We start from the raw sequence: 14,044 nt of genomic DNA on the forward strand, positions 1-14,044 counted from the left end.
CGTTTTCACCTCTCAAATATAGAACATGTATCCTGTATCTTCTTCTTCCGCTAAGTCTTGTAGCGTCGTTGAATCGAGTACTTGATCGACTGCTTGCTGGATTTTATCCCACAGTTTTCGTTTCGTGACCTCGTCACACGCATCGCCTTCGACGACGACGAGTGGTCCTTCAAGCAGACGGATGATTTCACCCGCTGTGATGTTTTGCGCTTCACGACCGAGCTTATACCCGCCGTAAGCACCACGGACACTTTTGACGAGACCTCCATTACGAAGGGGTGCAATCAACTGTTCAAGATAATGCTCAGATAGGTCATACATCTGCGCGATTTTTTTTAGGGATAATGGTTTAGATTCAGCTTCTTTCGCGAGTGCGATCATGATCGTCAGACCATATCGCCCTTTCGTCGAGATTTTCATCATGCGAAGAATCATCCTTTCTAGTATAGTAGTAGCTAAAAGTGGAAGGAGCGTATGTGTATGGCACATTTATTTGAATCCCAGTCACCTGCCGGACCGCTCGCAAATCGAATGCGTCCTCAGAATCTGGATGAAATCGTCGGACAACGCCATCTGATCGGAGAGACGACGCTCCTGCGGCGTGCCATCTTAGCCGATCGTCTCGGAACCGTCATTTTTTACGGTCCACCCGGAACCGGTAAGACGACGCTCGCGCGTGTCATCTCCAGTTATACGAAATCAGCGTTCGAGCAATTGAACGCGGTCACAGCGAAACTGGAACAATTACGGGAAATTCTAAAAGCGGCCGAAGCCCGTCTTCAGTTCGAGGATCAAAAAACGATTCTCTTTCTTGATGAGATCCATCGATTCAATAAGATGCAACAAGACGCCTTACTGCCGGCGCTTGAAGCAGGTACGATCACGTTGATCGGGGCGACGACTGAAAATCCGAGTTTTGAGGTCAACGCCGCTCTGTTATCGCGGGCAACGGTCTTTCGTTTCGAACCCCCGACGGCAGATGACTTACGGATCGTCCTCGACCGGACCCTAAAAGACGAAGAGCGTGGTCTTGGCAAATATCCGATCACGATCACGGATGACGCGATCGATCATTACGTCAAGTTGTCGGATGGCGATTACCGGGCATTATTGAATGCGCTTGAACTCGCCGTCTTAACGACACCGGAAATCGATGGTCAGATCACGATCGATCTCGCTGTCGCCGAGGAATCGATTCAACAAAAAGCATTGAAGTACGATAAGGACGGCGATCGGCATTATGATGTCATCTCCGCCTTCATCAAATCGATTCGGGGTTCCGATCCCGACGCTGCGCTCTACTGGCTCGCTGTCATGATTGAAGCGGGCGAAAGTCCGCGCTTCATCGTACGGCGTCTCTACGTCCATGCGGCAGAAGACATCGGTCTGTCTGATCCGCAAGCGTTATTGATGGTCGATGCCTGTGCACGCGCGTGCGAGTACGTCGGTTTCCCTGAAGCAAGGATTCCGCTCGCTGAAACTGTCTTATATCTCGCGACGGCACCGAAATCGAATGCTGTCATCTCAGCAATCGATCAAGCATTGACACTCGTTCGCCGTTCAGACGGCGGTCCGGTACCGCCGCACTTGCGCGATGCCCATCATCCAGGGGCAGCAGCACTTGGGAATGGCGTCACCTATCAGTATCCGCATGACTTCGAACATGCCTATGTGCCACAGAATTACTGGCCCGAGAACCTTGCCCGGACAAAACCGGTCTTTTATCGTCCAAGCCCACGCGGTTTTGAGAAACAACTGCAAGCTCGACTTGATTTTTGGAACAAACAAACAGCCACACATCAGAAAAAGCGACCATAAGGTCGCTTTTTTTAACGAACGCGTTCGATCGTCACGCCGGCTTCACGGACGATCTCGTTGATGACGTAGCTCGCTGCGATCAATCCACCAACTGATGGAACGAACGCATTCGAACTTGGCGGCATCTTTGCCTTACGAATTGCAGCCGCATCGTTTCCGACGACTTGACGGACTTCTTCGATGATCTTAACGGGCGGCTCATCAGAGAAGACGACAGGAACACCTTTATGAATACCGGCTTTCCGAAGTTTCGTCCGAATGACCTTCGCTAGTGGATCATAACTTGTATCTTTGATGTCAACGATCTTGATGCGTGTCGGATCCATCTTGTTCGCCATCCCCATGCTTGAGATGATTGGAATGTTACGTTTCTTACATTCCTGAATCAAGTGAATCTTGAACGAGACCGTGTCCGATGCATCGATGACATAATCCGGTTGCTGTTCGAAGAACGACTCGAATGTCTCTTCATTGTAGAACATCTTCAAGCGAACGATTTCAAGATCCGGATTGATTAACGCAAGACGTTCTGCCATCGCATCGACCTTCGGTTGACCAACCGTCGGAAGCAAAGCATGGATTTGTCGGTTGACGTTCGTGATGTCGATATCGTCCTTATCGACAAGAATCAAACGACCTACACCACTGCGGGCAAGCGCTTCTGCTGAGAACGATCCAACACCACCGATACCCAGAATAGCGACGGACTTGGATGCCAATGCGTCAAGTCCAGTTTTACCGATTGCTAATTCATTACGCGAAAATTGATGTAACATCTCATAACCTCACAATACTCATACTGTTTTACTCGGAATTATATCATAAAAAAAAACGTCATGCGACGTGTCGAACAACAAAATAATAAGACGATGGGACCCGAAGTGCCGTGTCGATACCTTATTTTTGAACCTGCTGTGCAGGTGGGTGTCTTATCCGATTCCTATTCGTACGTCCTCCTGCTGTGTTACGAGGCATGTACTACTAGTTGGAACGTCAAACTCCCTATCAAAAAAGAGTGGCTCAAAGATAAAAGGCGGCTCTCGTACAATTCAGGAACCCCATCTGATGCATTTAATATAGCATCCTCCCCTCTGAAATGCAACTACTTCCCACTCCAGAAAAAGATGCTTTTTTCAGGTCCAACGTTTCATGAAGTGTTGATTCGGATCATATCGTTGTTGTTGGAATGCAGGATCGAATCGTGGTGTGCGTGTTGCATTCCCGACACCCGCGATGAACGCCCAGTTCCCATAGTTCGAAGCGACATCATAGTCAATCAACTGCTGTTCGAAATATCGCGCTCCGATGCGCCAGTCCTGCTTTAATTCATGAATCAGATAACTGGCAACGATCTGCCTGCCGCGGTTCGACATCCATCCCGTCTCGCGAATCTCGTTCATGAAGGCGTCGACGAATGGCACACCGGTCTTTCCTTCTATCCAACGTTCGACAGCTAGCTGGTCCGCCTTCCACGTGTATTGACCTTCTTGTAATCCGCTCGCACGGAACAGACGGCTTCCTGTCTCACGCATCGTCAAATGGAAGAAGTCACGCCATAACAGTTCGAAATACAACCAGTACGTCGATTCATTCGCTCCCTTTTTTCGCTCGGCTTCCTGCAATTCAGCCATGACGCGACGCGGCGAGAGTGATCCGTTCGCTAGCCAGGCAGACAGCTTCGAAGAATCATTTCGTAAGAACCCATTCCGTGTTTCTTTATAGGTGAATACAGGCTCAGCAAGGTATTCCTGAAGGCGCGCTCTCCCTGCTGACTCTCCACCACGGAACGGGAACGCGATTTCGGGATTCGCTTCGACCGATTCTTCTTTTACTAACTGAATACCGGTTGGTGGATCGAGTGGATCGTAGAAGGTCCCTTTCGCCTCGACACGTTTTCGAAATGCCGTAAAGACACGCTTTAATTCATCACTTCCGATATCTTCCCGTCGATGTAATGTCTGTGTCTCAAAAGAACGGACGGCATACTTGTCTTCGATATACTGTTCACTTGCCGCTTCTTCTGTGCCGGTCATCTTATGGAAATAGACGGTATCATCCGCTTGCAGGTAAGAATCGAGTGTCTCAATTGTCTCCCCTTCTACTATATCTAACGTAATCCCGATTTGAGACAGATGACCCGCTAGGTTCTCTAGTGTCTCTTGTTCGAACCGTGTTTGTTGTGTACCTCTTTTAAAATCGCGTTTCTTTTGGTCTTTGACGTATACGGCACGAATGACGTCCTGTTCTTCACACGCACTCCGAAGTGCCTCATGATCATCGACACGTAAATCATGACGATACCAAACGACTGCTCCCATATTGATCGACTCCCTTCTCCTTATACTATGACCCGACCAAGGTAGATAGAAAACCACTTGATGTGCCGATGAGGTTTTAAGACGTTGTTTTCGTGGAATATGATTAGTACAACAAATCAGAGGAGTGAATGAATCAATGGCAGCAAAACGCGGTAAACTCAGAACACTAATGACGCTCGTAACGACGGTTGGTCCAATCGTCTATAAATTCTATAAAAAACAGCAGTCGAAAAAATCAATCAACAACCCTAAATAAAAAATGGACGTCTCCTTATCGGAGCGTCCATTTTTTAACGTTTACTGACACCTTCACTCGCCTCTACATAAAACCGCCATGGATAGGCTGTCGCTTCTCCTGCGTTCGGAATACCGATCCGTGTCGTCTGGACGATCGCATCGACCGGGTCAGCAACAAGTCGGAAACGGGTTTGATAGAGATCCTGACCTGAATCCGCTGTCGTGAGACCGAATCCTTGGCACAGTTTCGCTGGTCCATTGACGAGATTACGTCGTTGCACCGCTGTCAACTCTGCGTAGGAACAACCAAAACGACGTTCCGCGACGAGGTCGTGCCCACTAATGATTTCCGCACCTCGTAGCAACAGTCCGTATCCTTCCCCTTCGTGTCCACAAACGATATTCATGCAGTGATGCATACCATATGTGAAGTACACATAGAGATGCCCCGGCGGACCGAACATCGGTGCCGTCCGTTTCGTTGGTTTTCCGGAAAACGAATGCGCTGCTTGATCGTGAGGACCGAGATAGGCTTCGACCTCGACGATCCGCATCGTCACCTCATCGACTGTGATCTGTGTTCCTAAGAAATCTGGACCGACTTCAACCGGAGACCGTTCAAAAAAGTGTCGTTCCATCCGTTCACCCTCCTTCATGAAACAAGCGAACCTCCCATATCGGAAGATTCGCTTGTCGTATCTTAAGATTGTTTGACTGCTGTTCGAATCGAGAGATCGTTTAATTGCGCATCCGAGACTGGGCTTGGTGCTGCCGTCAACAGATCACTTGCTGATGCTGTTTTCGGGAAGGCAATCGTATCACGCAAGTTCGAACGTCCTGCGAGTAACATAACGAGACGGTCTAGACCAAGTGCGATACCCGCATGTGGTGGTGTTCCGTATTCGAATGCTTCCATCAAGAAGCCGAACTGCTCGTTTGCTTCTTCTTCTGTGAAGCCAAGCAACTTGAACATCCGCTCTTGGATATCCCGTTCGTAGATTCGTTGTGATCCACCGCCGAGCTCATATCCGTTCAAGACGAGGTCATACGCGACGGCGAGGACTTTTCCAGGATCCGTCTCGAGCAATTCGAGATCTTCACGACGTGGCATCGTGAACGGGTGGTGGTTCGCGTAGAAACGACCATCTTCTTCTTCGAACGTGACGAGTGGGAAGTCCGTCACCCAAAGGAAGTTGAAGACCGACTCATCGATCAAGTCGAGTTCCTTCGCTAACTTCTGACGGAGCGCACCCAAGCTGTCTGCTACGATCGATGCTTTTGCTGCGACGAACAACAATAAGTCGCCTGCTTCCGCATCTGTCGCCGCTGTCAGGCGAGCAGTTGCTTCTTCGTCGAAGAACTTCGCGATCGGACCGTTCAGTCCGTCCGCTGTCACTTTGACCCACGCGAGACCTTTTGCACCGTAGATCGCCGTAAATTCTTGTAACTTATCGATGTCTTTCCGCGAGAAGCGCTCAGCTGCACCTTTAACGTTCAAGGCTTTGACTTCGCCACCTGCTTCTAGTGCCATGTCGAATACTTTGAATCCTGCCCCTTTGACGGCTTCCGCGACATCGATCAATTCGAGACCGAAGCGTGTATCCGGTTTATCCGAACCATACCGGCTCATCGCTTCCGCATATGGCATCCGTGGGAATGGTGTCACGATATCTTTACCAAGCGTTTCCTTCATGACACGCGTCATCATCGATTCCATCATCGCATATAAGTCTTCGATGTCCATGAAGCTCGTCTCGATGTCGACTTGCGTGAATTCAGGTTGACGGTCTGCCCGTAAGTCTTCGTCACGGAAACAACGTGCAATTTGGAAGTACCGTTCAAAACCAGACACCATCAGCAATTGTTTGAACAATTGCGGTGATTGTGGCAAGGCATAGAACTCACCTGGGTGAACACGACTCGGAACGAGATAGTCACGTGCGCCTTCTGGTGTTGATTTCGTTAAGATTGGTGTCTCGACTTCCAAGAAGTCTTGCTCATCGAGGAAGTTCCGCATGATGTTCGATGCTTTCGAACGGAGACGGAATGTCTCTTGAAGCGACGGACGACGCAAGTCAAGATAACGATATTTAAGACGTAAATCTTCTGACGTCTGCTCTGCTTCTTCACTGATCGGGAATGGTGTCATCTTCGCTGCGTTCAAGATGACGACTTCATCCGCGACGACCTCGACTTGCCCAGTCGGGATGTTCGGGTTCGGATTCTCACGGGCGATGACGTGTCCTTTGATGTCGAGGACATACTCTGAACGAATCGATTCCGCAAGGCGGTGTGCCTGCTCGTTTTCCGGTTGGAAGACGATTTGGACGATGCCACTACGGTCGCGGAGATCAAGGAAGATCAATCCTCCTAAGTCACGTCGTTTTTGAACCCATCCTTTAAGTTGAACGTGTTGTCCGATGACTTCTTCTGTCACCTGACCGTTCATATGCGTGCGTCCGATCATTGTGCTTCCTCCTTTAATTTCGCGACGATCGTATCAGCGACTGCTGATAACGGAACGTCCGTCTGTTCCCCTGTAGCCATGTTCTTCAGCGCTGCTGCACCACGCTCAACTTCTTCATCCCCGAGGATAACCGTATAACGTGCTTTCAAGCGATCGGCTGCCTTGAATTGTCCTTTGAACTTTCGACCGAGATAATCCCGATCCGCGACAAGTCCTTCGAGACGCATCAATTGTAGGAGACGTGTTGCTGTCTTTTCGACTTCGTCACTGCCTTGCGCGACGATGAAGACATCGATTTGATCGTCGACTGGCGGTAAGACGTTCTCATTCTCAAGCGCCATTAATAAACGCTCGATGCCGATTCCGAATCCGATTCCCGGTGTTGCCGGTCCACCGATCTGTTCGACGAGACCGTTGTATCGTCCACCACCACATAATGTCGTGATCGCTCCGAAGCCTTCTGCTTCTGACATGATCTCGAATGCCGTGTGATTGTAATAATCGATTCCACGGACGAGCGTTGGATCAACGACATACTCGATGCCGAGTGCATCTAAGTGAAGCAGTACTTCATCGAAGTAGGCTTTTGATGCCGGGTTTAAGTAATCGAGAATCGATGGTGCCGTTGCCATACTCGGGTGATCGCGGTCGACCTTACAGTCAAGGACACGAAGTGGATTCGTTTCGAGACGGTTCTGACAGTCCTGACACAACTCGTGAACGACCGGTTTGAAGTGATCGACGAGTGCTGCCCGGTGTGCGGCGCGACTTTCGTTATCCCCGAGTGTATTGATGACGAGCTTGAGGTGCTTCAATCCGAATGAACGGTAGATGCTCATCGCGAGACTGATGACTTCCGCATCGATCGCTGGTTGTTCACTACCAAGTGCCTCGACTCCATATTGGTGGAGCTGACGGAAACGACCTGCTTGCGGACGTTCATAACGGAACATCGGTCCAATGTAGAACAATTTCGTCGGTTGGTTCGGTGAACCGAACAGCTTGTTCGTCACGAATGAACGAACGACAGCAGCCGTTCCTTCTGGACGTAACGTCAACTGGTCTTTTCCGCGTTTCTCAAGCATGAACATTTCTTTTTGAACGATATCCGTCGTCTCACCGACGCCACGTTTGAAGAGTTCTGTCTCCTCAAAAATCGGCGTCCGGATTTCCTTATAGTTGTAACGCTTACTGATATCACGTAATTGTTGCTCGATGTACTGCCAGCGTTCGACTGTTCCTGGAAGGACATCAAACGTACCGCGTGGTAATTTCATCTCAAATTCCTCCTTTTTTGAATACAAAAAAGTCCTCGTCCGCAAAGGGACGAGAACTTGAAGATCCCGTGGTACCACCCTGGTTGTCAAATCACATTTGACCACTCGGTGCAGTTAACGCCTGCGTACGACCTTCCCTACTATCAGTTCAGGAAGATACCTCGGAAGGGTCTTTCATCGAGTTCGTCTGTTCGCCCTTCCAGCCAAGGGGCGACTCTCTAAGCAGACAAGGTCTTGATTACTCCTCTTCGTCTTCGGTCGTATGAATCATTTGGTTACGTCTAATATTGCCTCGTCTCTCGGTTCCTGTCAAGCGTTTGCTTCTTTTTCAAGAATCAATGTCACCGGTCCATCATTGACGAGCGCGATATCCATCATCGCACCGAACTGACCTGTCTCGACCGTCAGTCCTTGCGCACGAAGACGTTCATTGAACGCTTCATACAATTCGTTGGCAAGATCCGGTTTCGCCGCTTCCGTGAACGCTGGGCGACGTCCTTTTTTGACATCACCATACAGCGTGAACTGCGAGACGGATAGAATCTGACCATCGACATCTTGCAACGAGCGGTTCATCCGTTCTTCTTCATCTTCAAACACGCGGAGTCCTGCGATTTTATCAGCTAACCAGTTCACCTGATCGATCGTGTCTTCGTGCGTAACACCGACAAGCAAGAGAAAACCTTGCTTGATTTGACCGATGACCTCCTGATCGACTGTGACACTTGCTTCTTTGACTCGTTGTAATACGACTCGCATGACTCATCCGCTCCTTACGTCATCATGACGCGATGCACAGCATACACGTCAGAGATTTGTTTGATCCGATCGACGACTTTTTGTAAATGGTTGACGTTGTTGATCGCGATCGTCATCGTGATTTTGGCTTGTTTACTGTCGTCGCCTTTCCCGCTGACGGCAACGATGTTCGTATTCGTCGCAGATACCGACTGCAAGACATCGTTCAATAATCCAGCCCGGTCGAATCCAGAAATTTCGATTTCGACGTTATAACTCTTAACGGCTTTGCCTTCGTGTTCCCACTCAACTTCGAGCAAGCGTTCTGGATTTTGTTCATGAATGACGTTCAAACAATCCGTCCGGTGAATCGAGACACCCCGTCCACGTGTGATGTACCCGACGATATCGTCCCCTGGTACTGGATTACAACAACGACTCATGCGAACGAGCATGTTATCGATTCCTTTGACACGAACACCTTCTGGATTTTCCTTCTTCGGACGATCAAACGTCTTCATCTCACTGATCGCTTCGTTCAGTTCAAGATTTTTGGATTCTTTGTCTTTGCGTAACTTTTCCGTCAATTTATGAGCGACTTGGGCAGCTGTCAGACCATGATACCCAACGGCAGCATACATGTCTTCTTCTTGCGCGAAGTTGAACTTCCGCGTCACGTCTTCGAGCGTCTTCTCATTGATGACTTCCTTCGGCTCGAATCCGAGTTTCTTGACTTCTGCTTCGATCAGTTCCCGTCCCTTAGAGACGTTCTCTTCGCGTTGCTGACGTTTGAACCATTGACGGATCTTGTTCTTCGCCTGACTCGACACACAAATCTTGAGCCAGTCCTTACTTGGACCATAACTGTGTTTTGAAGTGACGATTTCAATGATGTCGCCTGTCTTCAGCTTATAATCAATCGGGACCATCCGTCCGTTGACTTTCGCCCCGATCGTCCGGTGACCGATCTCCGTATGGATCCGGTACGCATAATCAATCGGAACAGAGCCTTTCGGCAATTCGATGACGTCGCCTTTTGGTGTAAAGACGTACAACATGTCACTAAAGAAGTCGACTTTGACCGATTCCATGAATTCTTCAGCATCCGCTGTATCCTTCTGCAATTCAAGGATTTCACGGAAGTGGGCAATCTTATCCTCAAAGCCTGATTTCGCTTCCTGTTCCTTACCTTCTTTATACGCCCAGTGAGCGGCAATACCGTACTCGGCAATGAAATGCATGTCTCGTGTCCGAATTTGGACCTCGAGCGGCTCGCCTTTCGGTCCGATGACCGTCGTATGCAGCGATTGATACATGTTCGGCTTCGGCATCGCGATATAATCCTTGAAACGTCCCGGCATCGGTTTATATTGCGTATGAATGATTCCGAGAACAGCGTAACAGTCCTTGATTGAATCGACGATGATGCGTACAGCCATCAAGTCATAAATTTCGCTGAACTCTTTTTTCGAGTTTTGCATCTTGTTATAAATGGAATAAATATGCTTCGGACGTCCATCGACTTCCGCTGCGATTTGTACATCATCGAGTACTTCGTTGACCTCTTCAATGACCGAACTGACGAGCGCTTCGCGTTCCGTCCGTTTTTGTTTCATCATTGAGACAATCCGGTAGTACTGTTGTGGATTGATATAACGCAAACTGATGTCTTCGAGTTCCCACTTGATCGTCGAGATCCCGAGACGATGCGCAAGCGGTGCAAAGATTTCGAGCGTCTCTTCTGCCTTTTGGACCTGTTTTTCCTTGACCATATGCTGCAACGTTCGCATGTTATGCAAACGGTCAGCCAGTTTGATCAAGATGACGCGAATGTCTTCTGCCATCGCGATGAACATCTTCCGGTGGTTCTCAGCCAATTCTTCGCGTTTCGATTTATATTTGATTTTCCCGAGTTTCGTGACGCCGTCAACGAGCATCGCGACGTCGGGTCCGAATCGTTCCGTTAATTCTTCGAGTGTAATGTCCGTATCTTCGACGACATCATGAAGAAGCGCAGCGACAATCGTCGTTGCATCCAAACCAATATCGACTAAGATACCGGCAACTTGTACCGGATGAATGATGTAGGGTTCACCAGAACGGCGGAATTGCCCATCATGTTCGTCTTTCGCGAATTGGTAAGCCCGTTCGATGTCTTTGACTTCAGCTTGCGTCATGTATTCCGCACATCGAGCGAGAAGGTCTTCTACATTTACGATTTGTTTGTTTGTCATCCCTTTTCCTCACCCAGTCCCCGGGATCGTCTGCAACGGAATCCCTAATATATAGTTCTTATTATCGTGAAATCTTGAGAAGATGTCAAAATAAAAAGAAATACCCCCTTGGTCACCATCTACCAAGAGAGTATATATGCTTTAGTCTTCGTAGCGAATCAATGAGAGAACGTCGTATCCTTCGAGTTTCTCACGTCCACCAAGACCATCGAGTTCAATCAAGAATCCGATTCCGGCAACCGTTCCGCCTAATTTTTCAATCATTTGGATCGTCGCTTCGATCGTACCACCTGTTGCAAGCAAGTCGTCAAGGATGACGACGCGTTGTCCTGGTTGAATCGCATCTTCATGCATCGTCAAGACGTCTTTTCCGTACTCAAGACCATACTCGACACGGACTGTCTCACGTGGTAATTTTCCTTCTTTACGGACAGGTACGAATCCGATCTCCATCGCGTAAGCGGCTGGGCAACCAACGACGAATCCACGTGCTTCCGGACCCGCGATGACATCAGCACCTTTACTGCGCGCATATTCGACAAGTGCATCAACTGATTGTTTGTACACTGGTCCGTTTTGCATGAGTGATGTGATGTCTTTGAAGCTGATTCCTTCTTTCGGCCAGTTTTCGACCTCTTTTATATGCTGTTTGAACTCCATGTCTTTTCCTCCTGCTTCGCCGCTTCTACCAAAGTATCAAAACGCTCTTTCAACTGAGCGAGTGACGAATAAATGTATTGTTGCTCGAGCTCTTGACGCGCTTCATGACGCTGATACGTCGGAGCTTCCGTCAGATCTCGTTTTGCAGCATTTGGGTTCACACCCGGCAGCCCGTCCTCCATTGTAACAAGAAAATCAAGTTCCGAGAATACCGAATGCATAAAGTTAATCGATCGTTTCGTCCATTTTCGCGATTTCGACAAACGTACGAGACCAATCCGGAGCTCGTCACGTGGACATTTCGCAAAATACTGGAAGTAATGCTTGAAGTCCTCCCGCGACGGAATCGTCTCAAAATAATAGCCCTCATCCTTAAAGGCACAATAAATCCGCTCTGCCTGTTGGACATATGGATGAAATGCGTCTTCTTCTTCCGGTAGATCGAGAAAGACGATATTTTGACGGATCGGGCCGTTCAACGGACGTTCCGCGTACTTCTCTTTCACCTCATCAGTGAAGGCGACGAACGTCGTCGTCTCATGCGGTAAGGCGAATAGTTCGCTCAGCGGGCGCTTACCACCACGGTAATCAAATACTTGGACATCTTCGACAGCGACATCTTGAATCATCAATTGTGGTTTACGGAACCCATTCCACTCATTGATGTTCAGACTGCCCATCAAGTGAATATCGGATAATGTCGAGACTTCATCGACAAGGTCGCCGAAGCCGAAGCCGATTGCATCGAGTTCCTTCCCGTCGCCTGATAATAGTGCTTTGACATGCGTCAAATCACGACCGATCCGTTTCATGTCACGGATCTTCGCTTGCTCGATGACGATTCGTGGCGCAGGATTTCCCATCCCGAACGGCGCGAGTCGCTGAATATCCTCAATCAACTGAATCGAGACATCGCTGACCTGTAGACGTAAATCGACATCAATTGTCGCGATGAAGGCATCGTCCGGCAACGTACTAGCCTGTTCATTCAAGCGTTGACGTAACGTCTCGACGTCATCGGAAGAGAGCGTCATACCGGCAGCAGCCGGATGTCCTCCGAAGTGCGGCAAGATATCTTCACATTTCGTCAGTTCAGCGAAGAGATCGAAGGCAGGGATTGAACGTCCAGATCCTTTCGCTGTTCCTTTTTCAGCATCGTGACACAGCATGATGACGGGACGATGATATTTTTCAACAAGTCGCGAGGCGACGATCCCGACGACACCTGGATTCCAGTCTGCCGCATCGACGACGAGCACGCGGTCCTCTTTAAAACGTTCTTCGACAAGCGCCGTTGCTTCTTCCGCAATCTGCTTGACGATATCTTGACGTTGTTTATTTTGTTGGTCGAGTTGTTTCGCGAGATGAAGTGCCTCGTCCTTGCTTTCCGCTAGTAACATCTCAAGCGCTGGCATCGCCGAATCCAGACGACCTGCCGCATTGATCCGCGGACCGAATGCAAATCCGACCGATTCTTCCGTCAGTTCGTCTTCCGTCAAACTACAGACGTCACGTAACGCAAGAATACCCGGACGTTCACTTGCATTCAGCGCCTCGATACCGCGAATCGCAAGCAACCTGTTCTCGCCGACGAGCGGTACGAGATCGGCAATCGTTCCGAGCACGGCAAGATCGAGTAATTCGACCGGTTCCCGGTCAAGCAGTGCATGTGCGACTTTAAAAGCAACGCCTGCCCCAGCAAGTTTTGAGAATGGATAATCTGAGTCGACACCCGGATGAATTAAGGCAAAGGCATCGGGTAACGTTTCTTTTGCTTCATGGTGATCGGTAATGATTAAGTCGACACCGAGTTCCTTGAGGACATCTGCTTCGTGGATTCCGGAAATCCCACAGTCGACGGTGATGACGAGGCTGAACCCTTCTTCTGCAGCCCAGCGAAACGCGGCTTCGTTTGGTCCATAGCCTTCCGTGAATCGGTTCGGGATATAACACTCTGCCATTCCTCCGATTTCAATCAAGGCGTGCCAGAGAATCGCAGCGGAACTCACGCCGTCGACGTCATAATCACCATAAATCAAAATCATTTCGCCTTCGTTGACGGCACGTTGAATCCGTTCGACGACTTTTGGCATGTCTTTAAAAGCAAATGGATCATGGAATGTCATTTGATCCGTCTCTAAAAAATCACGGGCGGCTTCACGAGTCGTGAATCCCCGTTGGACAAGTAGTTGTGCGACGTGCGGTGAGATCGTGCCATCCGCCGTCAATTGTTCGATTTGTTCTGAATCGATGACTTTATCAAGCCATATTTTTTTAGCATGGTACATCTCAAAC

Annotated in this window: 11 protein-coding genes, 1 other RNA gene and 1 other annotated feature; of the genes, 1 reads left to right on the top strand and 11 read right to left on the bottom strand. The window is 49.1% G+C overall.

All coding sequences use genetic code 11. The annotated features are described in order from the left end of the window. Positions 1 to 12: 12 nt before the first annotated feature. On the bottom strand, positions 13 to 420 hold the full coding sequence (cymR, locus tag B3G15_RS09815) for a cysteine metabolism transcriptional regulator CymR (protein ID WP_029342236.1): 408 nt from the start codon (positions 418 to 420) through the stop codon (positions 13 to 15). Between the two features lie 60 nt (positions 421 to 480). Here cymR and B3G15_RS09820 point away from each other — a divergent pair, with 60 nt between their 5' ends. Beyond that, entirely contained in the window at positions 481 to 1,818 is a 1,338-nt protein-coding gene (locus B3G15_RS09820) for a replication-associated recombination protein A (RefSeq protein WP_047393656.1), read from the top strand. Positions 1,819 to 1,829: 11 nt separating this feature from the next. Here the strand turns inward: B3G15_RS09820 and B3G15_RS09825 are convergent, their stop codons facing one another. The 10 genes from B3G15_RS09825 to recJ all read right to left on the bottom strand — a co-directional run bounded on the left by B3G15_RS09825 (position 1,830) and on the right by recJ (position 14,037). Further along, entirely contained in the window at positions 1,830 to 2,594 is a 765-nt protein-coding gene (locus B3G15_RS09825) for a tRNA threonylcarbamoyladenosine dehydratase (RefSeq protein WP_023468920.1), read from the bottom strand. A 93-nt stretch (positions 2,595 to 2,687) separates the two neighbouring features. After that, positions 2,688 to 2,877: non-coding RNA, 6S RNA (ssrS, locus tag B3G15_RS09830), on the bottom strand. Between the two features lie 74 nt (positions 2,878 to 2,951). Then, positions 2,952 to 4,136: a DASH family cryptochrome gene (locus B3G15_RS09835; protein ID WP_290720459.1), complete on the bottom strand. Its 1,185-nt coding sequence runs from the start codon at positions 4,134 to 4,136 to the stop codon at positions 2,952 to 2,954. 290 nt (positions 4,137 to 4,426) lie between these two features. Then, the gene (locus B3G15_RS09840) at positions 4,427 to 5,011 is read right to left on the bottom strand and encodes a DNA-3-methyladenine glycosylase (protein WP_214859640.1); all 585 of its coding nucleotides are present in this window, start codon (positions 5,009 to 5,011) and stop codon (positions 4,427 to 4,429) included. Positions 5,012 to 5,073: 62 nt separating this feature from the next. Next, positions 5,074 to 6,840 carry an aspartate--tRNA ligase gene (aspS, locus tag B3G15_RS09845; RefSeq protein ID WP_214859638.1) on the bottom strand — a complete coding sequence of 589 codons (1,767 nt, stop codon included), beginning with the start codon at positions 6,838 to 6,840 and terminating at the stop codon, positions 5,074 to 5,076. Next, entirely contained in the window at positions 6,837 to 8,117 is a 1,281-nt protein-coding gene (hisS, locus tag B3G15_RS09850; RefSeq protein ID WP_064299563.1) for a histidine--tRNA ligase, read from the bottom strand. Before hisS ends, aspS begins: the two co-directional genes overlap by 4 nt. A gap of 42 nt (positions 8,118 to 8,159) precedes the next feature. Continuing rightward, positions 8,160 to 8,381 (bottom strand) — a binding site (T-box leader). A 45-nt stretch (positions 8,382 to 8,426) separates the two neighbouring features. After that, positions 8,427 to 8,876: a D-aminoacyl-tRNA deacylase gene (gene dtd / locus B3G15_RS09855; RefSeq protein ID WP_058713802.1), complete on the bottom strand. Its 450-nt coding sequence runs from the start codon at positions 8,874 to 8,876 to the stop codon at positions 8,427 to 8,429. Positions 8,877 to 8,890: 14 nt separating this feature from the next. Then, positions 8,891 to 11,089: a RelA/SpoT family protein gene (locus tag B3G15_RS09860; RefSeq protein ID WP_023468927.1), complete on the bottom strand. Its 2,199-nt coding sequence runs from the start codon at positions 11,087 to 11,089 to the stop codon at positions 8,891 to 8,893. 141 nt (positions 11,090 to 11,230) lie between these two features. Next, positions 11,231 to 11,749, bottom strand: coding sequence for an adenine phosphoribosyltransferase (locus B3G15_RS09865; protein ID WP_023468928.1), 519 nt, complete (start codon positions 11,747 to 11,749; stop codon positions 11,231 to 11,233). Continuing rightward, positions 11,728 to 14,037 carry a single-stranded-DNA-specific exonuclease RecJ gene (gene recJ / locus B3G15_RS09870; RefSeq protein ID WP_290720468.1) on the bottom strand — a complete coding sequence of 770 codons (2,310 nt, stop codon included), beginning with the start codon at positions 14,035 to 14,037 and terminating at the stop codon, positions 11,728 to 11,730. The genes B3G15_RS09865 and recJ overlap by 22 nt, the downstream gene beginning before the upstream one ends. Positions 14,038 to 14,044: the final 7 nt, after the last annotated feature.

Source organism: Exiguobacterium sp. UBA1053 (assembly GCF_002316465.1).
In the GTDB taxonomy this organism is placed as follows: domain Bacteria; phylum Bacillota; class Bacilli; order Exiguobacteriales; family Exiguobacteriaceae; genus Exiguobacterium_A; species Exiguobacterium_A abrahamii.